Genomic DNA, 22,403 nt, shown 5'->3' with positions numbered 1-22,403 from the left:
CCCCGCCTGCTATTTGCTGGTGGCCAGACCCGACGTGAGTTCGGCCCACCGCGCGAGCAGCGTCGCGGCCGCTCCACTGTCGATGGAATGTGCCGCCGTCGAGAGTCCGTCCGACAGTGCGTCTTCGAGCGTGCGGCCGCCGAGCCCCCGGAACGCCGCGATCGCCGCCGCGGCGTTGAGGAGGACCGCGTCGCGGACGGGTCCGGTCTCACCGGCGAGGAGTCGCCGCGCCACCGCCGCGTTCACGTCGGCATCGCCGCCGCGCAGTTCGTCGAGCGACACCCGCGCGATCCCGATGTCCCGGGGGTCGAGTTGACGGGTGGTCACCGCCCCGTCCGCCACGATGTGCACGGTCGACGTGGTCGACGTCGTCAACTCGTCGAGGCCGTCGTCACCCCGCACCACCAGCGCCGAGTTGCCGCGCTGCGCGAGCACGCCGGCCACCACCGAGATCAGGCCCGGGAACGCGCAGCCGATGAGGCCGGCCCGCGGACGCGCCGGGTTGGTGAGTGGTCCGAGCACGTTGAAGACGGTCGGGATGCCGATCTCCTTGCGCGGCGCGCCCGCGAACCGCAGGGCGGGATGGAACACCGGCGCGAAGCAGAAGCCGATGCCGACCTCCCGGACACAGCGCGCCACCTCGTCGGGACCGAGGTTGATCTTCACCCCGAGGGCCTCGAGAACGTCCGCCCCACCGCTCTTGGACGACGCCGCCCGGTTGCCGTGCTTGACGACGCGAATGCCGGACGCCGCGACCACGAGTGACGCCATCGTGGAGATGTTCACGGTGTTGGATCGGTCACCACCGGTTCCGACGATGTCGACGACGTCGTCGTCGACGGGGACCTTGCGCGCGTGCCCGAGCATCGAGTCCGCCAGTCCGCGCAACTCCTCCGGTGTCTCGCCCTTCATCTTCAGGGCGACACCGAACGCCGCGATCTGCGCGGACGTGGCGTTGTCGGACATGATCTCGTCCATCGCCCATTTCGCCTCGTCCACCGACAGGTCACGTCCGTCGGTGAGCGTGCCGAGGACCGACGGCCACGTGCGTGCCGGCCGCACACCGTCGTTCGTCCCCTGAGCAGTCGGGCTCTGCATCGTCGTGTCCCCTTGTACTAGTGGCGGATCCGGTCCTGGCAGCCTAGTCACCGGGCGGATCGGACTCGCGCGCCGGTTGCGTCGCGTCCCAGCCGTCGACCGAGCCGCCGAGCCGCTGCGCCAGCCCGGCCATTCTCGACCGTTCCTGCGAACAGTGCAGCGCATCCAGGATCTGGACCCGCTGCAGCACGAGTCCCACCGTCGCACCGTCCTCGGCCGGGGACGCCTGCCCGTCCGGTTCCTGTGGTCGGTAGCCGTCCTGGGCGGCGATCGACACGGCGTCGGCCACCGACGACGCGGGCAGCCGCAGATGGTGCCGCAGCACCGCTTCCGCGCCGGCATCCCACCGCGGATCCTCTGCGGCTGCGCGGTCGAGCGCGGTCGAGCACGCCTCCACGTCGTCGAAGCTCGAGGCGACGACCACGAGGTCGGGCCGATCCTGATCGAGAGGGGCCGGTTGCCGACTGCCGAACAGCCTCCGCAGCCACCCCGTACTGTTGTCACGAGAGCGCATGACTCCACCCTTTCACGGTCCGCCACCAGGCCGTCAGCAGGGAGAATCGGACAAGCGGGGCGCGTCGACGCGCCGAGGGTGGACCCGGGTAGTCGCCTCTTACGACGAAGCGTCATACTTCTGTCTGTGACGAGCGCAGTAGGGACTTCAGGATCAGCAATCACCCAACGCGTGCACTCGCTGAACCGACCTAACATGGTCAGCGTTGGCACCATCGTGTGGTTGTCAAGTGAGCTCATGTTCTTCGCAGGGCTCTTCGCCATGTACTTCGTGGCGCGAGCACAGGCGAATGGGAACTGGCCGCCGGAGCCGACCGAGCTGAATCTGTTCCTCGCCGTACCGGTGACCCTGGTGCTGATCGCCTCGTCGTTCACCTGCCAGATGGGTGTGTTCGCGGCCGAGCGCGGCGACGTCTTCGGCCTCCGCCGGTGGTACCTCCTGACACTGGCGATGGGCACGTTCTTCGTCCTCGGACAGGGATACGAGTACATCCACCTGGTCGAAGAAGGCACGACCATCTCGAGCAGCGTGTACGGCTCGGTCTTCTACATGACCACCGGCTTCCACGGCATGCACGTGATCGGCGGCCTCATCGCGTTCGTCTTCCTGATCGCGCGCACCAAGGTCAGCAAGTTCACGCCCGCCCAGGCCACCGCCGCCATCGTCGTCTCGTACTACTGGCACTTCGTCGACATCGTGTGGATCGGCCTGTTTGCCACGATCTATTTCATCCGTTGATCAGCTGAACGCCCCAGGCAGCCCCCTGACGTCCAGTCCGTCCCGACATACCAAAGGGATACAGATGAGTTCATCCCCCCCTCCCGCATCCGATACCACTGCGTCTGCCGCCAAGGCACGCCGCCAGCGGAAGCTCCGCAGGCGCGTCACGGGCGCCATGGTCCTGATGATGGGACTGGTCAGCGCCGGTTTCCTCGCGTCCGCGTTGACGCCGACCCCGCAGGTGGCCACCGCCACCGATGATCAGGCAGCACTGATCCGCGAGGGCAAGCAGTTGTACGACACCTCGTGCATCACGTGCCACGGCGCGAACCTGCAGGGTGTGCAGGACCGCGGCCCCAGCCTGATCGGTGTCGGCGAGGCAGCCGTGTACTTCCAGGTGTCGTCGGGACGCATGCCGGCCTCGCGCAACGAGGCCCAGGTCGAGCGCAAGCCCGTCAAGTTCGACGCCGAGCAGACGGACGCCATCGGCGCGTACGTCCAGGCCAACGGCGGCGGCCCCACGGTCATTCGTGACGAGAACGGCGAGATCGCCCAGTCGTCGCTGCGCGGCGGCGACATCGGACGCGGCAGCGAGCTGTTCCGCCTCAACTGCGCGTCCTGCCACAACTTCACCGGGCGCGGCGGTGCGCTCTCGTCCGGTAAGTACGCGCCGGTCCTCGACCCGGCCAGTGAGCAGCAGATCTACGCCGCGATGGTCACCGGCCCGCAGAACATGCCCAAGTTCTCGGACCGTCAGCTGACCCTCGAGGAGAAGAAGGACATCATCGCCTACATCAAGTCGTCGGGCGAGACGAAGCAGCCCGGCGGCTACGGACTCGGCGGCATCGGTCCCGCCTCCGAGGGCTTGGCCATGTGGGTCATCGGAATCATCGCTGTCGTCGGTGCAGCACTGTGGATCGGAGCAAGGTCATGAGCGACGCTGGCCAGCCGGGCGGCGCCACGCCAAAGAAGTACACGGATGCAGAACTCGAGAACCTGAGCCGCGACGAACTCGTCGAGCTCGGCACCAACCTCGACCACGTCGATGTCGCGTTCCGCCGCAACCGCTGGGCGGTTCCGGGAACGAAGGCCGAGAAGCGCGCCGAGCGGTCGGTCGCCTTCTGGTTCGCGCTCTCCGGCATCTCGGCGATCGCGTTCATCGCGATCTACCTCTTCTGGCCCTGGGAGTACGCAGGCGCCGGCGAGGAGCACTACTCGGCCTACAGCCTGTACACGCCGCTGATCGGCCTCACCATGGGTCTGGCCATCCTCGGCCTCGGTGTCGGAGCGGTGCAGTTCACCAAGAAGTTCATCCCCGAAGAGGTGTCCATCCAGGACCGCCACGACGGTGGATCGTCCGAGGTCGATCGCAAGACGATCGTCGCGGAACTCGGCGACTCGTTCGACACGTCGACGCTGGGACGCCGCAAGCTCCTCAAGCGCACCCTCATCTTCGGCGGCGGTGCCCTCGGCATCATGTCCGTCATGCCCCTCGGCGGTCTGATCAAGAACCCGTGGGCCAAGCGCGACGACTCCCCGCTGTGGGTCTCGGGATGGACCCCCCGCTACGAGGGCGAAACCATCTACCTGCGCCGCGACACCGGTCGCCCCGAGGACGTCGTCCTCGTTCGCCCGGAAGACCTGGACGCCGGCGCCATGGAAACGGTGTTCCCGTTCCGTGAGTCCGACCGCGGCGATCACGACGCGCTGCTCGAGGCGCTGCGCGGCATCCGCAACGCGACCATGCTCATCCGCCTCCGCACGGAGGACACGGCACGGGTCACCAAGCGCAAGGGCCAGGAGAGCTTCAACTACGGCGACTACTTCGCCTTCTCGAAGATCTGCACCCACCTCGGCTGCCCCACCTCCCTGTACGAACAGCAGACCAACCGAATCCTCTGCCCGTGCCACCAGTCGCAGTTCGATGCGCTGACCTACGGAAAGCCGATTTTCGGTCCGGCCGCTCGTGCACTTCCGCAGTTGCCTATTACAGTGAACGAAGAGGGTTTCCTAGTCACAACGGGTGACTACATCGAAGCTCTCGGCCCGGCATTTTGGGAGCGTCGACCGTGACCGACAACAAACCGTCCAAACTGAGCGCGATGGCCACCGGCCAGGCCGAAGCGATGGACTCGCGCTACCACCTCGCAGCGGGGATGCGGCGGCAGATCAACAAGGTCTTCCCCACCCACTGGTCGTTCCTGCTCGGCGAGATCGCGCTGTACAGCTTCATCATTCTGCTGATCTCCGGTGTCTACCTGACCCTGTTCTTCGACCCGTCGATGGCGCACGTCGTCTACAACGGTGCGTACGAGCCCCTGCGCGGCGTCACGATGTCCCGCGCGTACGAGACCACGCTGAACATCTCGTTCGAGGTCCGCGGCGGCCTGTTCGTCCGTCAGATCCACCACTGGGCTGCGCTGATGTTCGCGGCGTCGATCGTCGTGCACCTGATGCGCATCTTCTTCACCGGCGCGTTCCGGCGTCCGCGTGAGGCCAACTGGGTCATCGGCTGCCTGCTGCTGATCCTGGCGATGTTCGAGGGATTCTTCGGCTACACCATCCCGGACGACCTGCTGTCCGGCACGGGCCTGCGCGCCGCGTTCTCCGGCATCACGCTGAGCATCCCGATCGCAGGCACCTGGATGCACTGGCTGATCTTCGGTGGCGACTTCCCCGGCGACCTGATCATCCCCCGCCTATACGTCGCGCACGTCCTGCTGTTCCCGGGCATCATCCTCGCCCTGATCGCCGGTCACCTCGCGCTCGTCTGGTACCAGAAGCACACGCAGTTCCCCGGCCCCGGCCGCACCGAGAACAACGTCGTGGGTGTGCGCATCCTCCCGGTGTTCGCCGTCAAGTCGGGTGCGTTCTTCGCGATCACGTTCGGTGTTCTCGCCGTGATGGGTGGCGTGCTGCAGATCAACCCGGTCTGGACCATCGGCCCCTACAACCCGTCGCAGGTGTCGGCAGGTTCGCAGCCCGACATCTACATGATGTGGACGGACGGCCTGGCCCGTCTGTGGCCGGCATGGGACATCTACCTGTTCGACCGCTACACCATTCCGTCGGTGTTCGCTGTCGCGTTGATCATGGGTCTGGTGTTCACGGTGCTGATCGCCTACCCGTGGATCGAGAAGCGTCTGACCAAGGACGACGCTCACCACAACCTGCTGCAGCGTCCGCGTGACGTTCCGGTGCGTACCGCGATCGGTGCGATGGCGATCGCGTTCTACGCCGTCCTGACGATCTCCTGCATCAACGACATCATCGCGTACCACCTGAGCATCTCGCTGAACGCGATGACGTGGATCGGCCGCATCGGCATGGTGTTGCTGCCTCCGATCGCCTTCTTCGTGGCCTACCGGTTCTGCCTGGGTCTCCAGCGCAGCGACCGTGAGGTCCTCGAGCACGGCATCGAGACCGGCATCATCAAGCGGATGCCGAACGGTCAGTACATCGAGATCCACCAGCCGCTCGGCCCGGTCGACGACCACGGTCACCCGATCCCGCTCGAGTACCAGGGTGCGACCGTCCCGAAGAAGATGAACAAGCTCGGTTCCGCCGGCAAGCCCGGTTCCGGCAGCCTCGTCACGGCCGACCCGGTCGAGGAGAGCCTGGCTCTGGAGCACGCCCTGCACCACGGCGAGCACGAGCAGCTCACGATGCTGCGGGAGTACCAGGACCGCGCCCACGGCAACGGTTCGTCGGCTTCCGGCAACGGATCGTCCGGCAACGGCGAGGCCCACTAGCCTCACCTCCGCAACCGAGCAGAGCCCCGAACCACTTCCGGTTCGGGGCTCTGCTCGTCTGTGGGCACCGTGCCCGCTCCCCTCCCCCGCGGCTGTGCGCGGAACACGAGCACGACCGCCCCGAGTCCCAGGAGAAGACCGAGCGCGGTGAGGATCCCGAACGGCTCGCCGAACATCACGGCCCCCCAGATCGCCGTCACCGGTGCCATCAGGAACATCAGGGCATTGACCCGGGTCACCCCGCTCCGACGCAGCACGAGCCAGTACAGGCCGTAGCCGCCGAACGTGGACAGGGCGATCAGCCATGCCACAGACCACCAGAACGACGCCGTCGGCGGCGGCGACATCTGCCCGGCGCACGCGGCGAGGGCGGTGAAGAGCACGGCGCTGGTCGCGCAGTGCACGGTCATGGACACGACGGGGTCGGTGTCGGTCGGGGAGCGACTCTCCACGAAGGTCGCGGCCACCAGCGACAGCATCCCGGCGAACGGCACGAGGTACGCCCACCACGGCACGCCGGACGCAGAGGTGGCGTCGCCTGCGGTGACGATCATGACCCCCACCAGTCCCAGCAGCAATCCCCACCAATGCCGGCGTGCGACGTACTGACCCAGCAGGGGGCCTGCCAGTACGGCGACGACCAGGGGCTGGGTGCCGTCGATCAGCGCGGTGGTACCGGTCGAGACGCCGAGTCCGATCGCCTGGTAGACGGTCAGCAGATATCCGGTCTGCGACAGCGCACCGATCGTCACCTGACGACCGAACGCACGGGACCCGAGCCCCCGCCACCGTGCGCGTCCGAACAGCGCGGTTCCCAGGGCGAGTGCGACGGCGAGTGGCAGGAACCGCCAGGTCAGTACCGTCAGAGGGTCCGCGTCCCCGGCGCCGAGTTTGGCCCCGATGAAGCCGGAGCTCCAGCACAGGACGAACATCACGGCGAGAAGCACATTCACGACTGACCACCACCCAAGTAAACAGATCGGTATACCTCCCCCAACCTATACCGATCTGTATACTTTTGTCATGGATTCTGTGCCGACACCGCGACGCGTCCCGCTGACCCCGGGAGCGAGGCGAGCACTGGACGCGGCCGGTCGCCTCTTCTACGAGCGGGGAATTCACGCGGTCGGCGTGGATCTCATCGCCGCCGAGGCCGGCGTCACGAAGAAGACGCTCTACGACCGTTTCGGCTCGAAGGAACAGATCGTGGTCGAGTACCTCGCCGACCGGGACGAGCGGTGGCGGGCGTTTCTCACAGGCCACCTCGAGTCCGCGGGCGACTCCGCCCGCCGGCGCCTGACGGCGATCTTCGACGCGTCCCGCGAGTGGACCGCGGAGAACAGTGCGAAGGGGTGCAGCATGGTCAACGCGCACGCGGAGATCAGCGACCCGTCACATCCGGCGTACGCCGTCATCATCGGCCAGAAGCGGTGGATGCTCGGTCTGTTCACCGGCGTGTGCCGGGACGCGTCGGTGCGCGACCCGGAGACACTCGCGCGCACGATCATGCTGCTCCACGAAGGGGCCCTGGTCTCGCACGGATTGCACGTGTTCCCCGAGGCGGTGCGACTCGCGTCCGCTCAGGCAGTGGCACTCCTCGCCGCGGCAGCGGGCCCGGTCGGCTAGGGCGGACGACAAAGCGGAGGCGCCGAATCCCGGTGGGATTCGGCGCCTCCGCTGCACGAACTGTGGGTGGAACTAGTGCTTCTCGGGCCCGACGTAGTACTCGAAGACGAGGCCTGCAGCGGCCGCGAGCACAGCAATCACGGCGACCACGATCATCCACGGCTGGAAGAACGCCATCGCGACTGCGACGAAGGCAGCAGAAGCGGCGAGCAGGATCGGCCAGTAGCTACCGGGGCTGAAGAAGCCCAGGTCGCCTGCGCCATCGGCGATCTCCGCGTCCTCGTAGTCCTCGGGACGGGTGTCGAGGCGACGGGCGACGAACCGGAAGTACGTTCCGATGATCAGCGTCAGTCCCGCCGACAGGCAGATGCCCGTCAGACCCGCCCACTCGATACCGGTTCGTGAAACGGCGGTGAAGACGCCGTAGACGATCGCGACGAGAATGAAGAATACCGTCAGGATCTCGAAGAGCTTGGCTTCGATCTTCATATCAGCACTTGTCCTTGGTCAGTGAGGTATCAGCAGCAGGTTCAGTTACCTTCGACACCGCTCGCCTGCTTGTAGCCGCGATCGGTGGTGAAGGGAGACGTCGACGTCGCAACCGGGGACTCGCCGATGGCCTGCAGAGCCTCCGCCGTGGTCAGATCCCGGCCGCCCTCGCTCGCCGGCTTACGCAGCTCGATGTACTGCGCGAACTTGTCGGGGCTCACGGCGCGAACCTCGAAGTTCATCATCGCGTGGAACGTGCCGCACATCTCGGCGCAGCGCCCGACGAAGGCACCTTCCTTCTCGATCTCACTGATCTGGAAGACGTTGTCGGAGTGGTTCTCCTTCGGGTTCGGGTTCACGTCGCGCTTGAACAGGAACTCCGGCACCCAAAAGGCGTGGATGACATCGGCGGAGGCCAGCTCGAACTGGATCCGCTTGCCGGTCGGCAGGACGAGGATCGGGATCTCGTTGCTCGAGCCGATCGTCTCGATCTTGTCGTAGTGCAGGTAGGACAGGTCCTGCGGGGTCTTGCCGTGGATCGGTCCGGGCTGGGCGTGCTCACCCTCGGCCTCCGCCTCGGATGCGGGTGCGGACTCGACCGCAGCCTGCGCTTCCTGATCGACGCCGTCGTACTTGCCGCCACCCTCGCCGAGGTCGATGGAGCGGTAGCCGAACTTCCAGTTCCACTGGTACGCAGTGACATCCACCACCACGTTGGGGTTGTCCTCCTTCTCGAGGACATGGTTCTGCACGATCACCGTGAAGTAGAACAGCACGGCGATGATGACGAACGGAACCGCGGTGTACGCCAGTTCGAGCGGCACGTTGTATGCCGTCTGCCGCGGGAACTCGGGTGAGTCCTTCTTCTTACGGTGGAAGATCACCGCCCAGAAGGTGAGTCCCCACACCAGCACACCCATGACGAGGGCGGCGATGACCGACCAGGTCCACAGTTCACGCATGCGGTGCGCCTGCGGGGTTACGCCCGAAGGCCACCCGAAACGAAGCACCTCGTTGTCGATTGAACAACCCGACAGCAGCAAGGCAGCAACGCCCAAAGATACTGCCAACCCTGCCCGCCGAAGGATCCGACCTTGCGCCACGTTCACGCCTTCCTGATCGCCGCAAATTCCACTAGGGCACACCCGATGGGAAGGCCCAATTACTACGCAGCGTAGACCAAAGGTGGCGGCTCTCCATCCTCGGGTCGGGCGACGACGTGTCGCTGCAGACGCCGCGGCGGTGCCGCTGTTCGCGCCGGGGCACCGTCACCGGCGGCCCGAACCGGACGCTCCGGGAATCTGCGGCATACTTTCCGGCAGAGATCCCTGACCACTCCACCTCGTGGAGCCTTCCAAGATTCTGAATTGAGGTACCGGACGCTGTGTGCGGACTGCTCGGGCTACTGACCTCTGGAGAAACCAGCGACAACGCCGTCTCACAGGTCGACCAGGCAATGCACTGCCTGCGGCACCGTGGGCCGGACGAGCACGGGACCTGGCACGACGACCACCTGGTCTTCGGGTTCAATCGGCTGTCGATCATCGACATCGAACATTCCCACCAGCCGCTGCGGTGGGGTCCGGCGGAGAATCCGGAACGCTACGCGCTCACCTTCAACGGCGAGATCTACAACTACCTCGAGGTTCGGGCCGAACTCGCCGAGCAGTTCGGTGCGCAGTTCGTCACAGAGGGCGACAGCGAGTCCATCGTCGCCGCGTTCCACTACTGGGGCGAGGACGCCGTCCGTCGTCTGCGCGGCATGTTCGCGTTCGCGATCTGGGACACGGAGACGCGGGAACTGTTCATCGCGCGCGATCCGTTCGGGATCAAGCCGCTCTTCCTGGCGACGGGCACCGGCGGCACCGCGTTCGGTAGCGAGAAGAAGAGCCTGCTGGAGCTGGCGAGCCTGATCGGCATCGGCACCGAGCTCGATCCGCGGGCCGTCGAGCACTACACCGTCCTTCAGTACGTGCCGGAGCCGGAAACCCTCCACAAGCAGATCCGCCGGCTCGAGTCCGGCTGCTTCGCGCGGGTGCGCCCGGGCGAAGCACCTGTGATCACCCGCTATTTCGCGCCCACGTTCCCGGTGCGTCCGTTCGCCGCGGGCACCGAGCAGGCCCGGTACCGCGAGATCGCCGAGGCGCTCGAGGATTCGGTCGCCAAACACATGCGCGCCGACGTCACGGTCGGCTCCTTCTTGTCGGGTGGCATCGACTCGACGGCCATCGCGGCGCTCGCGATGCGCCACAACCCGAACCTGATCACGTTCACCACCGGTTTCGAACGCGAGGGCTATTCCGAGGTCGACGTCGCGGCCGAATCCGCCGAAGCGATCGGCGCACGCCACGTGGTGAAGGTGGTGAGCCCGTCCGAGTTCGCCGCCGCCATCCCCGAGATCGTGTGGTACCTCGACGACCCGGTCGCCGATCCCGCGCTGGTCCCGCTGTGGTTCGTGGCGAAGGAGGCACGCAAGCACGTCAAGGTCGTGCTGTCCGGTGAGGGTGCCGACGAGCTGTTCGGCGGCTACACCATCTACCGCGAGCCGATTTCGCTCAAACCGTTCGAGTACCTGCCCAAGGGACTGCGGCGGGCCGCCGGGAAGTTGTCCGAGCGCATCCCCGAGGGCACCCGCGGAAAGAGCCTGCTCAACCGCGGTTCCCTGACCCTGGAAGAGCGGTACTACGGCAACGCGCGCAGCTTCAACGACGCACAGTTGCGCGCCGTCCTGCGCGACTTCCGGCCGGAGTGGACGCACCGCGACGTCACCGACCCCATCTACGCGCAGTCGCAGGGCTGGGATCCGGTGGCCCGGATGCAGCACCTGGACCTGTTCACGTGGTTGCGCGGCGACATCCTCGTCAAGGCCGACAAGATGACGATGGCCAATTCGCTGGAACTGCGGGTGCCGTTCCTCGACCCCGAGGTCTTCAAGGTGGCGTCGCAGGTGCCGCTGGATCAGAAGATCACCAAGAGCACCACCAAGTACGCGCTGCGTCAGGCGCTGGAGGGCATCGTGCCCGGGCACGTGCTCCATCGGGCGAAGCTGGGCTTCCCGGTGCCGCTGCGGCACTGGCTGCGCGGCACCGAACTGTTCGACTGGGCACACGAGCAGATCGCAGCGTCGGGCACCGATCACCTGCTCGACAAGGCCGCGATCGCGAAGATGCTGAACGACCACCGGGACGGCGTGTCCGACCACAGCCGTCGCCTCTGGACCGTGCTGACCTTCATGGTCTGGCACGGCATCTTCGTGGAGAACCGCATCGTTCCGGAGATCGCCGAGCCGGCGTACCCGGTCTCGCTGTAGGCGCTTCGCGCCCGTGAGTGGTTGACGAGTCCAGGGACTCGTCAACCACTCACGGGCGGCGGAGCCGCCTCTTACGGCAGAACGGCAGCGATCTCGTCCGCGGCGGTGGAGCCGTAGGCATCTGCGAGGCGCTTGACGGCCTCGTCGCGGTCGAACGTCCACTCCTGGGTTCCGACGGTCTCCAGCACGAGCACGGCGACCAGCGACCCCAGCTGCGCGGAGCGCTCGAAATTCAGGCCCGCGCTGTGGGCGAGGAGGAATCCGGCCCGGAATCCGTCACCGACACCGGTCGGGTCGACCTTCGCCTTCTCGGGGACGACGGCGACGCGGGTCCAGTTGCCCTCGGAGTCGACGATCTCGACGCCCTTGGAACCGAGCGTCGTGACACGGACGCCGACCTGAGCGCGGATCTCCTCTTCGGACAATCCCGTCTTCTGCTGCAGCAGTCCCCACTCGTACTCGTTCGTGAACAGGTACTTTGCGCCGCGGATCAGCGCCGCCGCCTCCTCGCCGTTCAGGCGGGCGAGCTGCTGCGACGGGTCGGCGGCGAACGGGATGCCCTGCCGGCGGCATTCCTCGGTGTGGCGGATCATCGCCTCGGGATCGTTGGCGCCGATGAGGACCAGTTCGAGTGGTTCGGCGTCCTGCGCGATACTCGACAGTTGGATTTCGCGGGCCTCACTCATCGCACCGGGGTAGAACGACGCGATCTGCGCCATGTCCTCGTCGGTGGTGCACACGAAACGCGCGGTGTGCGCGGTGGTCGAGATCCGGACGGCGGTGCAGTCGACACCGTTGCTCTCGAGCCACTGACGGTAGTCCGCGAAGTCGGCCCCGACAGCCCCGACCAGCAGCGGAGATCCGCCGAGGACGCCCATGGCGTAGGCGATGTTGCCGCCCACTCCCCCGCGCCGGACTACGAGGTCGTCGACCAGGAAGCTCAACGAGATGTGGCTGAGCTGATCGGCGAGCAGTTGCTCGGCGAACCGGCCCGGAAACCGCATCAGGTGGTCGGTGGCGATGGAACCGGTTACCGCAATTGTCACGGGCGGATGCCTTTCGATGAGTTCGGTCGGGATTTCTCACCGTACCCCGGAGTACCACCATGATCGGTCGGCAGCACGGGACCCGGTACGTCGAGATCGGGCACGAAAAAAGTCTGACGCGGCAGCCGGTCGGCGCCGCGTCAGACTTGTCGATTCAGTTGTACTTCGGCCCGGGACTCAGTTGAAGGAGTCGCCGCAGGCGCACGAACCGGTCGCGTTGGGGTTGTCGATGGTGAACCCCTGCTTCTCGATGGTGTCGACGAAGTCGATCGAGGCACCCTCGACGTACGGCGCGCTCATCCGGTCCACCGCGAGGGCGACGCCACCGAAGTCCACGATCAGGTCGCCGTCCAGGTTCCGGTCGTCGAAGAACAGCTGGTAACGCAGTCCTGCGCAGCCGCCGGGTTGCACGGCGATACGCAGTGCGAGGTCGTCACGACCTTCCTGATCGAGCAGCGCCTTCGCCTTGGCGGACGCGGCTTCGGTCATCTTGACGCCGTGGACGGCGGTCTCGTTCTGCACACTCATGGGCTCTCCCTGTAGTTCGTAACAAACCCGTGAACGCTTCAACGGTACTCCGCGCCCGACTTATTCCCGGGTTCCATTCCCTGCGGCAGCCTCCGCAGATCGATCCACGTCCATGGTATCCGACGTCGCGGATTCGGGTTACTACCCCGCGGCCGCACCTTCCCACCCGCGGGCTGCGGCCGCCGCAAGGTCTCTCAGCTGCGCGTATGCATCCGACATCGCGAGTTCGACCGATCCCGCGTGGTCCACCAGGGACAGTGCGTCGTCGATGCCCGCGCCGTCGAGGTCCGCGGTGTCGAGGAGGACCTGCCCGGCCAGGACGAGCGTGGCGATCGACCGCCTGCGTGCGGCAGCGGCGAGCGCGATCACGAGTTTCCCGCGCAGCGACTGCTGGTCGAGGCGGCCTTCCCCGGTGATCACGAGCTGGGCGGAGGCGAGTTGCCGGTCCTGCCGGGTGCGCTGCGCGACGACGTGAGCACCGGATTCGCGGGTCGCGCCCAGGGCGAGCAGCGCGGCCCCGATGCCACCGGCGGCGCCGGCTCCGGCCTCGGCGGCGACCTCCCGGGCCGTCACCCGCTGCAGTTGCCCCGCCCACGCGGCGTTCCGGTTCTCGAGGAATGCGACGGTGTCGGGGTCGGCACCTTTCTGCGGTCCGAACACGCGGGCGGCGCCGTGCTCGCCGAGCAACGGGTGCTCGACGTCGGATGCGGCCACCAGTTCCACCGAGCGCAGGCGGGCGACGGCGGCATCCGCGCTCCCGAAACCCTGCGCGAGGGCTTCGACGAGGCCGCGGCCGCCGTCGGTGCAGCTGCTGCCCCCGAGACCGACGACGATTCGGCGCGCTCCGGCGTCGAGCGCCGCCACCACGAGTTGGCCGACACCCCGGCTGTGCGCGTCGCGGGCGGTGCGGGGCGTCGGCGGTCCGCCCAGCAGTCCGAGTCCGCAGGCCTGGGCGGATTCGAGGTAGGCGTCGGTGCCGTCGAGGAGCCAGCGGGCCGTGACGTCGGCACCGAGGGGCCCTTCCACGACCGCGGTCCGGACGGTGCCGCCCGCGGCGGCGACCACGTCCACGAATCCGGGGCCGCCGTCGGACTGCGGCGCCTCGATCAGCTGGTCGTCCGGGCGCACGGCCGACCATCCCGCCGCGATCGCGGCGGTCGCCTCGACGGCGGTCAGCGTTTCACCGAAGGAGTCCGGTGCGATCATCACTCGCATCGGCGAAGTGTATGGCGACGGGCGCGACCCGGCATTTCGATGTGAGGGCGGTTTTCCTCCCGGTGACGTCTTCCCATACTCTGGAAGGGTGAAATTGCTACGCCGCGGTGATTCGGACAATTCAGACAAGCGGGACGTCGAGGTCGCCGAGTCGTCCACGGCCCCGGAGGCGGAGTCCGCCGAACAGGCGGGCAAGGGCCGCCCGACGCCCAAGCGACGCGACGCCGAGGCGAAGCGACGCGGACCGGTCGCGCCCGCGCCGCTGACGGCGAAAGAGGCACGCGCCCGCAAGAAGGCCACGCGCGGTAGCAAGGAAGAGCGCAAGGTCGCCGCCGCGGAGCGACGCGCCACCGCCGCCGAGCGACGCGCCCGCATGCTCGCCGGCGAGGACAAGTACCTGCTACCCCGCGACAAGGGTCCGGTCCGCGCGTACGTCCGGGACATCGTCGACGCGCGGCGCAACCTGGTCGGCCTGTTCATGCCGCTGGCCCTGGTTCTCATCATGGCGATGTTCGTCAGCCCGGCGCTGCAGGCCATCGTGACGCTCGCCATGCTCATCATGATGATGTTCATGGCCATCGAGGGCGTCTGGCTGGGCCGCAAGATCAACAATCAGGTGCGGGAGCGTTTCCCGGACACCCCCGACGGCGGTTTCAAGCTCGGGTGGTACGCCTTCGTGCGTGCGTCGCAGATCCGCAAGCTGCGGGCCCCCAAGCCGCGGGTACGCCCCGGCGACGCCATCTGACGGTCAGTTGTGGGGCGCGCGGTGCGTCTCGGCGAGCAGCCGCCCCAGTTCTGCGTCGCGGTCGTACGACAGGTCGGACATGGGATCGGCCGGTCGGAAGAAGTTGTCTCGGTAGCTTTTCCGCAGTCGCGGATGGAGTGGACCCAGGTGCCGACCGGCGTACATCACGGCCGCATGCAGCACGAGGAGAAGTGCAACGAGGACGAGGAATTCGGTCATGGCTGAAATTTTCCGCCCATTCACTTCCCGCCAACAGTGGCGGAATTGACGTTCTTCGTCAAAATACTGCCACTTCGGCGGGTTGGTAGCGTTTCCCTCCGTGCCCACCGCCGATTCCCCGGACCGTCCGAGTCGTCCGAACCCGACGTCTCGAATATTGGTGCTCGGCGGTGCACGCTCCGGAAAATCCGCTCACGCCGAGGAACTGACCCAGGCCCTGGCCGGAGCAGGCCGGGTGCGCTACATCGCCACCAGCCACCGCGACCCCGCCGACCACGACTGGGAACACCGCATCGCTCAGCACCGCGATCGGCGACCCGACAGCTGGCTCACCGTCGAAACCGCGCACCGGCTCGACCTCGCCGACCAACTGCGTTCCCCCACCGAGGCCGCGGCCACCCTCGTCGACGATCTCGGCACCTGGCTCACCGTCGAACTCGACGGCGCCGCGGCCTGGGACTCACCGCGGGGGACCGTCACCCCACGCACGGACGAACTCGTCGCGAGCGTCCGCGACTACCGCGGCGCACTCGTGCTGGTGACTCCCGAGGTGGGTCTCGGCGTCATCCCGGAGACCCGGTCCGGTCGCCTGTTCCGCGACGAGATCGGCGCCCTCAACGCGCGGCTCGCCCAGGTCTGCGATCGCGTGGTCCTCGTCGTCGCCGGGCTGACCATGACCCTGAAAGATGATCCCGCACGTGAGTCGTGCGGGGCAGAAGTGTCCACTCGAGCGAGAGGCCAAGCGTGACCAGCGAGTCCGTGAGCACCGACCCCGGTCGGTTCGAACCCGTCACCCCACCCGACGAAGGGGTGCGCGCCCAGGCCGAGGCCCGTCAGTTGCAGCTCACCAAACCGGCCGGCTCGCTCGGCCGTCTCGAGACGCTGGCGTGCTGGGCCGCGGCCTGCCAGGGCGTCTGCCCGCCCGCCCCCTTCGCGCGGGCGCGGGTGGTGGTATTCGCCGGTGACCACGGAGTGGCACGGACCGGCGTCTCGGCGTATCCGCCCGAGGTGACGGCCCAGATGGTCGCCAACTTCGTCGGCGGCGGGGCAGCCGTCAACGCTCTCGCGAACCGGGCCGGTGCCAGCGTGCGCGTCGTCGACCTGTCCGTGGACGGCGACACGGATCCGACGGTGTCCGCGTTCAAGATTCGCCGTTCGTCGGGGGCGATCGATCGCGAGGACGCGCTCACCCACGAGGAGACACTGCAGGCCATCGAGGCAGGCCGGTCCATCGCCGACTCCGAAATCGATTCCGGCGCAGACCTGTTGATCGCCGGCGACATGGGAATCGGCAACACCACGCCGGCCACCGTTCTCATCGCCGCGCTGACGGACACCGAACCGGTGGCGGCGGTCGGCCGGGGCACGGGTGTCGACGACACCGGCTGGATCCGGAAGACTGCCGCGATCCGCGACGCGATGCGCCGCGCCCGCCCGGTGGTCCGGGACACGGTGGCGCTCCTGCGGACCGTGTCGGGCGCCGACCTCGCCGCGATGGCCGGCTTCCTCGCCCAGGCCTCCGTCCGCAAGACCCCGGTGATTCTCGACGGCGTCGTCGTGACGGCGGCCGCAATGGTCGCGGAGGAACTCGCACACGGCGCCCGCGCGTGGTGGCTGGCCGGCCACCGTTCCACGGAGCCCGCCCACACGATCGCGCTGAAGCACCTGCAACTCGACCCCCTCCTCGAACTCGACATGCGGCTCGGCGAGGGGTCCGGCGCCGTCACCGCGCTGCCGATCCTGCAGGGCGCCGTCGCCACGCTCGCGGAGATGGCGACGTTCGCGGAGGCCGGAGTCAGCACCCGCGAGGCCGAGGACGGCGAGGGCGCCGAGACCGGCTCCGCCGCCGACACCGCGGGCTGACCGTGTCGGGCGTGGCGCTCGCATTCTCCTGGCTGACCGTCCTCCCCCTGCGCGGACCGGATTCCGTGGACCGCGCGGCGGGTCGCCGCGCGATCCGGGCGGCGCCGGTGACCGGTATCGCGCTCGGAGTGCTGGCCGCGGGGCTGCTGTGGGCGCTCGTGTCCGCCGGGCTCGACCCCGCCCTCGCCGGCCTGGTGACGGTGGGTGCTCACGCTCTCGCCACGCGCGGCATGCACATCGACGGTCTGTCCGACACGGTCGACGGGCTCGGCTGTTACGGACCGCCCGAGCGGGCGCGGGCCGTGATGCACAGCGGCGGTGCAGGCCCGTTCGGGGTGTGCGCCCTGGTGATCTTCCTGGGCGCACAGGGACTGGCGTTCGGATCTCTCGCCGCCGCAGGACAATTCGCGTGTGTGGCCGTCGCCGTGGCGGCCGGGCGGGTGGCGGTCGTGTTCGCCTGCCGGCGCGGAATTCCCGCGTCGTCGACGGAAGGATTCGGCGCACTGGTCGCCGAAACCCAGTCACCGTGGACCGGCATCGCCTGGACCGTTCCGCTCCTCGCGGCGGCCGCGTGGTGCACCTCGCCGTGGTGGCAGGGACCGGTCGTCGCGGCGGTCGCGCTGACGCTCACCGCGCTGCTGGTGGCCCACTGCGTCCGGCGATTCGCCGGACTGAACGGCGACGTGCTCGGCGCCGCGCTCGAGATCACCGTCACCGTCTCGGCGATCGGTCTCGCGTTCTGAGCGACCGCCGAAACCGACTTCAGCGCAGTTTGGTCATCCACCCGTGGGTGTCGGCGAACGTTCCCCGCTGAATACCGGTCAGCGTGTCGCGCAGGGCCATGGTGACCTCGCCGGGCTCGCCGTCGGCGATCGTGAATTCACCCTCGGCCGACTTGACCCGGCCGACGGGAGTGATGACCGCCGCGGTACCGCACGCGAACACCTCGGTGATCTCGCCCGACTTGGTCTTCGTGCGCCATTCGTCGGTGCTGATCCGACGCTCCTCCACCGCGAAACCGGCGTCGGTCGCGAGGGTCAGCAGCGAGTTGCGGGTGATACCCGGCAGCAGCGAACCGGACAGGGACGGCGTCACGAGACGGGCGTCGGGGCCGGAGCCGAACACGAAGAAGAGGTTCATGCCGCCCATCTCCTCCACGTACGACCGCTCGATCGCGTCGAGCCAGACCACCTGGTCGCACCCCTCGTCGGCGGCCTGCGCCTGCGCGAGAAGCGAAGCCGCGTAGTTGCCGGCGAACTTGGCGGCGCCGGTGCCACCGGGTGCGGCGCGCACGTATTCCGTCGACAGCCACACGCTGACCGGCTTCACTCCACGCGGGAAGTAGGCGCCGGCGGGCGAGGCGATCAGCAGGTAGCGGTACTCGTCGGCCGGACGCACACCGAGACCGGCCTCGGTGGAGAACATGAACGGGCGGAGGTACAGCGCGTCCTCGCCGCCGGCGGCGGGTACCCATTCGTGATCCAGCTCGAGCAGTTCGGTGATCGACTTGACGAACAACTCCGCCGGCAGCTCCGGCATCGCGAGACGGCGAGCCGAAGTCGCAAGCCGTTCGGCGTTCGCCTCGAGGCGGAACGTCGAGATTCCGCCGTCGGGCTGCCGGTACGCCTTCAGCCCCTCGAAGATGGCCTGCCCGTAGTGCAGCACCATCGCGGCGGGGTCCAGCTGGAGCGGCCCGTACGGTTCCACCTTGGCGTCGTGCCAGCCGAGCTCGGTGGAGTAGGTGATCGACACCATGTGGTCCGTGAAGTACCGGCCGAATCCGGGCGCCGCCAGTATCTCTCGCCGTACCTCGTCGGAGGTGGGGGCGGGATGCGGGACGCGAACGAACTCGGTGACACCTGTCATGCCCGTGATCTTATCGAACGCCGTCCGCCGCCCCACGGCCGACAGGTCGTCCGCGACATGCGCTTACTTGGTGTTGATCTCCACGAACGGCGGAGACACCACCTCGGCCCGCAGCGAGCGCCCCCGGACGTCCACGGAGATCTCGTCTCCGGCCGACACGCCGGCTCCGGAGTCGAGCAGCGCCAATGCGATCCCGACCTTGAGCGTGGGCGAGAACGTGCCCGACGTGGTCTCACCGATCGACTCGCCGTCGCGCAGCACGGTCTGACCGGCGCGGAGAACCCCGCGGTCCAGCGCCTTGATGCCCCACAACTTGCGCGCCGGGCCGGACTCCTTCTCGTCGGTGAGCGTCTCCTTGCCCCAGAACTTCGGCTTCTTCCACCCGATCGCCCAGCCGCATCGCGCCTCGAGCGGGGAGATCTCCAGCGACAGTTCGTGCCCGTGCAACGGGTATCCCATCTCGGTGCGCAGCGTGTCCCGGGCCCCGAGACCGGCGACCTGGCCGCCGTGGGCGCGGACCTGCTCGACCGCGGCCCGGAACAGCTTCTCGCTGTCCTCCCAGCACGGCAGCAGTTCGAACCCGACCTCGCCGGTGTACCCGCTGCGGCACACGCGGACGGGAACCCCGTCCCAGGTGGCGTCCGCGAAGGCCATGTACTCGATGTCGGTGGGCAGGCCGAGGGCGGTGAGCACGTCCGCCGACTTCGGGCCCTGCACGGCGATCACACCGAAGTCCCGGTGCTGGTTCTCCACCGTGACGCCCTCGGGCGCCGTGGCGGCCAGTGCCGCGACCACGTCCGCGGTGTTGGCCGCGTTGGGGACGAGGAACACCTCGTCGGGGCCGACGTAGTAGGCGATCAGATCGTCGATGACTCCGCCCGACGGCGTGCAGCAGAGCGTGTACTGCGCCTTGCCGGGACCGATCTTGTCGAGATCGTTGGTCAGCGCCGAGTTGACGAACGCGGCGGCGCCGCTGCCCCGCACGAGGGCCTTGCCGAGGTGGCTGACGTCGAACACCCCCACCGACTCGCGGACCGCGGTGTGTTCGGCGACGACACCGGCGTACGAGACGGGCATCTCCCAGCCGCCGAAGGGAGCGAACGTGGCCCCGAGTTCGACGTGAACGGCGTGGACGGGGCCTTGCGACAACTGCTCCTCGGTCATGGGCCTCAACTTATCCGACCCCCGGGCGCACCGGGTAGGCGACGGCGGACGAGCACTACCATCGGGACGGACGTCGACCATCCGACACCACCCGATCCCGAACCGCTGCAGGAGAGACACCGTGAGCACTCACACAGCCCGACCCCTCGGACCACAACTCGCCCTGGCCGGCACCGTCGGCAAGCGGGTGGACGTGCTGGTGATCGGGCTGACGTCGACCTCGGACGGCCCCGAAATCGCGCTCGGCGACGGCATCGTCGACGAATCGGTGCTGACCGATCTGCTCGACACGCTCGTCGCAGTGGGGGCCTCCGGCAAGGCCGAGGAGACGACCCGCATCCCCGCACCCGACACCCTTCCGGTGGACAGCGTGCTCGCCGTCGGACTCGGTTCGGCCGAGAAGCTCGACGCCGAGCAGATCCGCAAGTCCGCGGGCGCCGCGGCGCGTTCGCTCAGCGGCGTCGGCACCGTCGCGACCACCCTGTCCGTACTCGATCTCGGTGCGGCAGCCGAAGGTTTCGCCCTCGGCGCGTACCGCTTCACCGAGTTCAAGTCCGCGAAATCCGCTCCCGGCCCCGACGCGCAGCCCGTCTCCCGGGTGGAGCTGCTGGTGTCGTCCCCCCGCGCCAAGGAGTCGAAGGACACCCTCGCGCGCTCCACGGCGATCGCCGAAGCCGTCGCTACCGCGCGCGAATTCGTCAACACTCCCCCGAGCCACCTCTTTCCCGCCGAATTCGCCGACCGCGCAAAGACTCTCGGCACCGATGCCGGACTGAAGGTCGAAGTCCTCGACGAGAAGGCGCTCGAAAAGAACGGGTACGGCGGCATCCTCGGGGTGGGCAAGGGCTCGTCCCGGCTGCCGCGACTGGTCCGGTTGACCTATTCCGCCAAGAAGCGGAACGCCCCCAAGGTCGCGCTCGTCGGCAAGGGCATCACGTTCGACACCGGCGGCATCTCCATCAAGCCCGCCGCAGGCATGGAGAACATGACATCCGACATGGGCGGCGCCGCAGCCGTTGTCGCGACCGTGATCCTCGCCGCCAAACTCGGTCTGCCCGTCGACGTCACCGCCACCGTCCCGATGGCCGAGAACATGCCGTCGTCCACCGCGCAGCGTCCCGGCGACGTCCTCACCCAGTACGGCGGAACCACAGTGGAGGTCATCAACACCGACGCGGAGGGACGTCTCGTCCTCGCCGACGCCATCGTCCGCGCGTGCGAGGACGACCCCGACTACCTCATCGACACCGCAACACTCACCGGCGCGCAGATGGTGGCACTGGGCAACCGGACGCCCGGCGTCATGGGCACCGACGAGTTCCGCGACCGCGTCGCCGCCATCTCCCAGGAGATCGGCGAGAACGCGTGGGCCATGCCGATGCCCGCCGAACTGCGCTCGGACCTCGATTCGAAGGTCGCCGACCTCGCCAACGTCACCAACCACCGCTGGGGCGGCATGCTCGCGGCGGCCCTGTACCTGAAGGAGTTCGTCGCCGACGGCGTCCAGTGGGCGCACATCGACGTCGCCGGTCCGGCCTACAACTCGTCGGGACCGTGGGGATACACCGGCCGCGGCGGCACCGGCGTGCCCGTGCGCACCATGATCTCGGTGATCGAGGACATCGCCGCCAACGGGTAGGCGCTCCGCACCCGTGCGCCTTTCCGGTAGCTGGCACAACCAGAAAGGCGCACGGGCGGCGAAGCCGCCTACAGGTCGCGCTCGCGTTCGCGCTTCCGCTCGATGCGACGCCGCGCGTCGTGGTCCCGCATCCGCTGCGGGTAGCCGGTCTTGCGGACGTCGTACACGGGGATGCGGAGATCCTCGCCGAGTTTGCGGGCGCCGCGTTCACCGCCCACCCGGCGCCGGGTCCACTCCCCGTCCGCCGCAACGAGCACGACAGTGACTTCCGTCACTGTCGTCTGAGGTTCCACGTAAGCCTCCACACCGAGGTGCGTGCGAGTCCAGTTCGCGAGATACGCGGCATCCTCCGGGGAGGCCTGCGATCGGCCGGACCGAGGCCGCGAGAATCGGTCGAACAACCCCACGTCGAGCCTCCTCGAGTGCGTGCGCCGGACGATGCCGGCGACTGTCCTCCAAGTTTGCCAGCGAACGTCCGGTTTCCGCCGCACACGAAAACTACTGGCCGGTAGCGATTACGTCGCGACACACCGGAGTCCCCGACGGGTGCCCCTCGGCGGACACGCCCGTCGGATCAATGGAAAGATGTGGAGCGCCGACACAGCGAGT

The 22,403-nt window shown here is 68.0% G+C and carries 23 protein-coding genes; 11 read left to right on the top strand and 12 right to left on the bottom strand.

All coding sequences use genetic code 11. The features are described from left to right. Positions 1–9 precede the first annotated feature (9 nt). Together trpD and OYT95_RS33190 are read right to left on the bottom strand one after the other, a co-directional pair. Positions 10–1,098 (bottom strand): anthranilate phosphoribosyltransferase, encoded by a 1,089-nt coding sequence (gene trpD, locus OYT95_RS33195; protein ID WP_037226608.1) that lies wholly within the window; start codon positions 1,096–1,098, stop codon positions 10–12. A gap of 43 nt (positions 1,099–1,141) precedes the next feature. Then, a complete protein-coding gene (locus tag OYT95_RS33190; protein ID WP_112299746.1) occupies positions 1,142–1,612 on the bottom strand; it encodes a hypothetical protein in 471 nt (156 codons plus the stop codon). Positions 1,613–1,738: 126 nt separating this feature from the next. On the opposite strand from OYT95_RS33190, the gene ctaE reads away from it, so the two are divergent. From ctaE to qcrB, 4 genes are all read left to right on the top strand, one after another. Then, a complete protein-coding gene (gene ctaE, locus OYT95_RS33185) occupies positions 1,739–2,350 on the top strand; it encodes an aa3-type cytochrome oxidase subunit III (RefSeq protein WP_037226604.1) in 612 nt (203 codons plus the stop codon). 64 nt (positions 2,351–2,414) lie between these two features. Next, positions 2,415–3,266 carry a cytochrome bc1 complex diheme cytochrome c subunit gene (gene qcrC / locus OYT95_RS33180; RefSeq protein WP_112299747.1) on the top strand — a complete coding sequence of 284 codons (852 nt, stop codon included), beginning with the start codon at positions 2,415–2,417 and terminating at the stop codon, positions 3,264–3,266. Then, entirely contained in the window at positions 3,263–4,405 is a 1,143-nt protein-coding gene (gene qcrA / locus OYT95_RS33175; RefSeq protein ID WP_009473777.1) for a cytochrome bc1 complex Rieske iron-sulfur subunit, read from the top strand. The genes qcrC and qcrA overlap by 4 nt, the downstream gene beginning before the upstream one ends. Before the next feature lie 29 nt (positions 4,406–4,434). Beyond that, a complete protein-coding gene (qcrB, locus tag OYT95_RS33170) occupies positions 4,435–6,084 on the top strand; it encodes a cytochrome bc1 complex cytochrome b subunit (protein ID WP_052032835.1) in 1,650 nt (549 codons plus the stop codon). Between the two features lie 2 nt (positions 6,085–6,086). On the opposite strand, the gene OYT95_RS33165 is transcribed toward qcrB, so the two are convergent. Further along, positions 6,087–7,037, bottom strand: a complete 951-nt coding sequence (locus tag OYT95_RS33165) for a DMT family transporter (protein ID WP_268790135.1) — start codon at positions 7,035–7,037, stop codon at positions 6,087–6,089. A gap of 70 nt (positions 7,038–7,107) precedes the next feature. Here OYT95_RS33165 and OYT95_RS33160 point away from each other — a divergent pair, with 70 nt between their 5' ends. After that, a complete protein-coding gene (locus OYT95_RS33160) occupies positions 7,108–7,710 on the top strand; it encodes a TetR/AcrR family transcriptional regulator (protein ID WP_037226598.1) in 603 nt (200 codons plus the stop codon). A gap of 72 nt (positions 7,711–7,782) precedes the next feature. On the opposite strand, the gene OYT95_RS33155 is transcribed toward OYT95_RS33160, so the two are convergent. Together OYT95_RS33155 and ctaC are read right to left on the bottom strand one after the other, a co-directional pair. Beyond that, entirely contained in the window at positions 7,783–8,199 is a 417-nt protein-coding gene (locus OYT95_RS33155) for a cytochrome c oxidase subunit 4 (protein WP_005573189.1), read from the bottom strand. A 41-nt stretch (positions 8,200–8,240) separates the two neighbouring features. Next, positions 8,241–9,308 (bottom strand): aa3-type cytochrome oxidase subunit II, encoded by a 1,068-nt coding sequence (gene ctaC / locus OYT95_RS33150; RefSeq protein WP_037226596.1) that lies wholly within the window; start codon positions 9,306–9,308, stop codon positions 8,241–8,243. A gap of 275 nt (positions 9,309–9,583) precedes the next feature. Between ctaC and asnB the strand changes: the two genes are divergently transcribed. Continuing rightward, positions 9,584–11,509 (top strand): asparagine synthase (glutamine-hydrolyzing), encoded by a 1,926-nt coding sequence (asnB, locus tag OYT95_RS33145; RefSeq protein ID WP_268790134.1) that lies wholly within the window; start codon positions 9,584–9,586, stop codon positions 11,507–11,509. Between the two features lie 71 nt (positions 11,510–11,580). Here the strand turns inward: asnB and OYT95_RS33140 are convergent, their stop codons facing one another. The 3 genes from OYT95_RS33140 to OYT95_RS33130 form a co-directional block, all read right to left on the bottom strand. After that, positions 11,581–12,555, bottom strand: coding sequence for a carbohydrate kinase family protein (locus tag OYT95_RS33140; protein ID WP_268790133.1), 975 nt, complete (start codon positions 12,553–12,555; stop codon positions 11,581–11,583). 177 nt (positions 12,556–12,732) lie between these two features. Then, complete coding sequence (locus tag OYT95_RS33135; RefSeq protein ID WP_268790132.1) at positions 12,733–13,083, bottom strand: HesB/IscA family protein; 351 nt, start codon at positions 13,081–13,083, stop codon at positions 12,733–12,735. Positions 13,084–13,224: 141 nt separating this feature from the next. Further along, the gene (locus tag OYT95_RS33130; protein ID WP_128641948.1) at positions 13,225–14,298 is read right to left on the bottom strand and encodes a glycerate kinase family protein; all 1,074 of its coding nucleotides are present in this window, start codon (positions 14,296–14,298) and stop codon (positions 13,225–13,227) included. A gap of 88 nt (positions 14,299–14,386) precedes the next feature. Between OYT95_RS33130 and OYT95_RS33125 the strand changes: the two genes are divergently transcribed. Further along, entirely contained in the window at positions 14,387–15,043 is a 657-nt protein-coding gene (locus OYT95_RS33125; protein WP_007297475.1) for a DUF3043 domain-containing protein, read from the top strand. A 3-nt stretch (positions 15,044–15,046) separates the two neighbouring features. On the opposite strand, the gene OYT95_RS33120 is transcribed toward OYT95_RS33125, so the two are convergent. Beyond that, positions 15,047–15,262 (bottom strand): hypothetical protein, encoded by a 216-nt coding sequence (locus OYT95_RS33120; RefSeq protein WP_037226590.1) that lies wholly within the window; start codon positions 15,260–15,262, stop codon positions 15,047–15,049. A 100-nt stretch (positions 15,263–15,362) separates the two neighbouring features. Between OYT95_RS33120 and cobU the strand changes: the two genes are divergently transcribed. From cobU to OYT95_RS33105, 3 genes are read left to right on the top strand one after another with little or no spacing between them, the layout of a single operon-like run. After that, positions 15,363–16,010, top strand: a complete 648-nt coding sequence (cobU, locus tag OYT95_RS33115) for a bifunctional adenosylcobinamide kinase/adenosylcobinamide-phosphate guanylyltransferase (RefSeq protein ID WP_037226588.1) — start codon at positions 15,363–15,365, stop codon at positions 16,008–16,010. Then, positions 16,007–17,125, top strand: a complete 1,119-nt coding sequence (cobT, locus tag OYT95_RS33110) for a nicotinate-nucleotide--dimethylbenzimidazole phosphoribosyltransferase (protein ID WP_268790131.1) — start codon at positions 16,007–16,009, stop codon at positions 17,123–17,125. The genes cobU and cobT overlap by 4 nt, the downstream gene beginning before the upstream one ends. Positions 17,126–17,127: 2 nt before the next feature. Then, positions 17,128–17,868: an adenosylcobinamide-GDP ribazoletransferase gene (locus OYT95_RS33105; RefSeq protein WP_112299755.1), complete on the top strand. Its 741-nt coding sequence runs from the start codon at positions 17,128–17,130 to the stop codon at positions 17,866–17,868. A 19-nt stretch (positions 17,869–17,887) separates the two neighbouring features. Here the strand turns inward: OYT95_RS33105 and OYT95_RS33100 are convergent, their stop codons facing one another. Together OYT95_RS33100 and gcvT are read right to left on the bottom strand one after the other, a co-directional pair. Then, entirely contained in the window at positions 17,888–18,991 is a 1,104-nt protein-coding gene (locus tag OYT95_RS33100; protein WP_037226687.1) for a branched-chain amino acid aminotransferase, read from the bottom strand. A gap of 63 nt (positions 18,992–19,054) precedes the next feature. Then, positions 19,055–20,155, bottom strand: a complete 1,101-nt coding sequence (gcvT, locus tag OYT95_RS33095) for a glycine cleavage system aminomethyltransferase GcvT (protein ID WP_268790130.1) — start codon at positions 20,153–20,155, stop codon at positions 19,055–19,057. A gap of 121 nt (positions 20,156–20,276) precedes the next feature. Here gcvT and OYT95_RS33090 point away from each other — a divergent pair, with 121 nt between their 5' ends. Further along, positions 20,277–21,794 (top strand): leucyl aminopeptidase, encoded by a 1,518-nt coding sequence (locus tag OYT95_RS33090; protein ID WP_268790129.1) that lies wholly within the window; start codon positions 20,277–20,279, stop codon positions 21,792–21,794. Positions 21,795–21,862: 68 nt separating this feature from the next. Here OYT95_RS33090 and OYT95_RS33085 read toward each other — a convergent pair whose 3' ends face one another. Beyond that, positions 21,863–22,201, bottom strand: coding sequence for a hypothetical protein (locus OYT95_RS33085; RefSeq protein ID WP_005247738.1), 339 nt, complete (start codon positions 22,199–22,201; stop codon positions 21,863–21,865). Positions 22,202–22,403 lie beyond the last annotated feature (202 nt).

The organism is Rhodococcus sp. JS3073, assembly GCF_026810085.1.
In the GTDB taxonomy this organism is placed as follows: Bacteria; Actinomycetota; Actinomycetes; order Mycobacteriales; family Mycobacteriaceae; genus Rhodococcus_F; species Rhodococcus_F wratislaviensis.
Note: the sequence above shows the minus strand (reverse complement) of the source record. Positions and strands in the feature narration are given on the sequence as shown.

Excerpts from the sequence above, each read along its gene's own strand:
- trpD (WP_037226608.1), bottom strand. The coding sequence starts at position 1,098 with ATGCAGAGCCCGACTGCTCAGGGGACGAACGACGGTGTGCGGCCGGCA.
- OYT95_RS33190 (WP_112299746.1), bottom strand. The coding sequence starts at position 1,612 with ATGCGCTCTCGTGACAACAGTACGGGGTGGCTGCGGAGGCTGTTCGGC.
- qcrC (WP_112299747.1), top strand. The coding sequence starts at position 2,415 with ATGAGTTCATCCCCCCCTCCCGCATCCGATACCACTGCGTCTGCCGCC.
- qcrA (WP_009473777.1), top strand. The coding sequence starts at position 3,263 with ATGAGCGACGCTGGCCAGCCGGGCGGCGCCACGCCAAAGAAGTACACG.
- qcrB (WP_052032835.1), top strand. The coding sequence starts at position 4,435 with ATGGCCACCGGCCAGGCCGAAGCGATGGACTCGCGCTACCACCTCGCA.
- OYT95_RS33160 (WP_037226598.1), top strand. The coding sequence starts at position 7,108 with ATGGATTCTGTGCCGACACCGCGACGCGTCCCGCTGACCCCGGGAGCG.
- OYT95_RS33155 (WP_005573189.1), bottom strand. The coding sequence starts at position 8,199 with ATGAAGATCGAAGCCAAGCTCTTCGAGATCCTGACGGTATTCTTCATT.
- OYT95_RS33135 (WP_268790132.1), bottom strand. The coding sequence starts at position 13,083 with ATGAGTGTGCAGAACGAGACCGCCGTCCACGGCGTCAAGATGACCGAA.
- OYT95_RS33130 (WP_128641948.1), bottom strand. The coding sequence starts at position 14,298 with ATGCGAGTGATGATCGCACCGGACTCCTTCGGTGAAACGCTGACCGCC.
- OYT95_RS33120 (WP_037226590.1), bottom strand. The coding sequence starts at position 15,262 with ATGACCGAATTCCTCGTCCTCGTTGCACTTCTCCTCGTGCTGCATGCG.
- OYT95_RS33100 (WP_037226687.1), bottom strand. The coding sequence starts at position 18,991 with ATGACAGGTGTCACCGAGTTCGTTCGCGTCCCGCATCCCGCCCCCACC.
- gcvT (WP_268790130.1), bottom strand. The coding sequence starts at position 20,155 with ATGACCGAGGAGCAGTTGTCGCAAGGCCCCGTCCACGCCGTTCACGTC.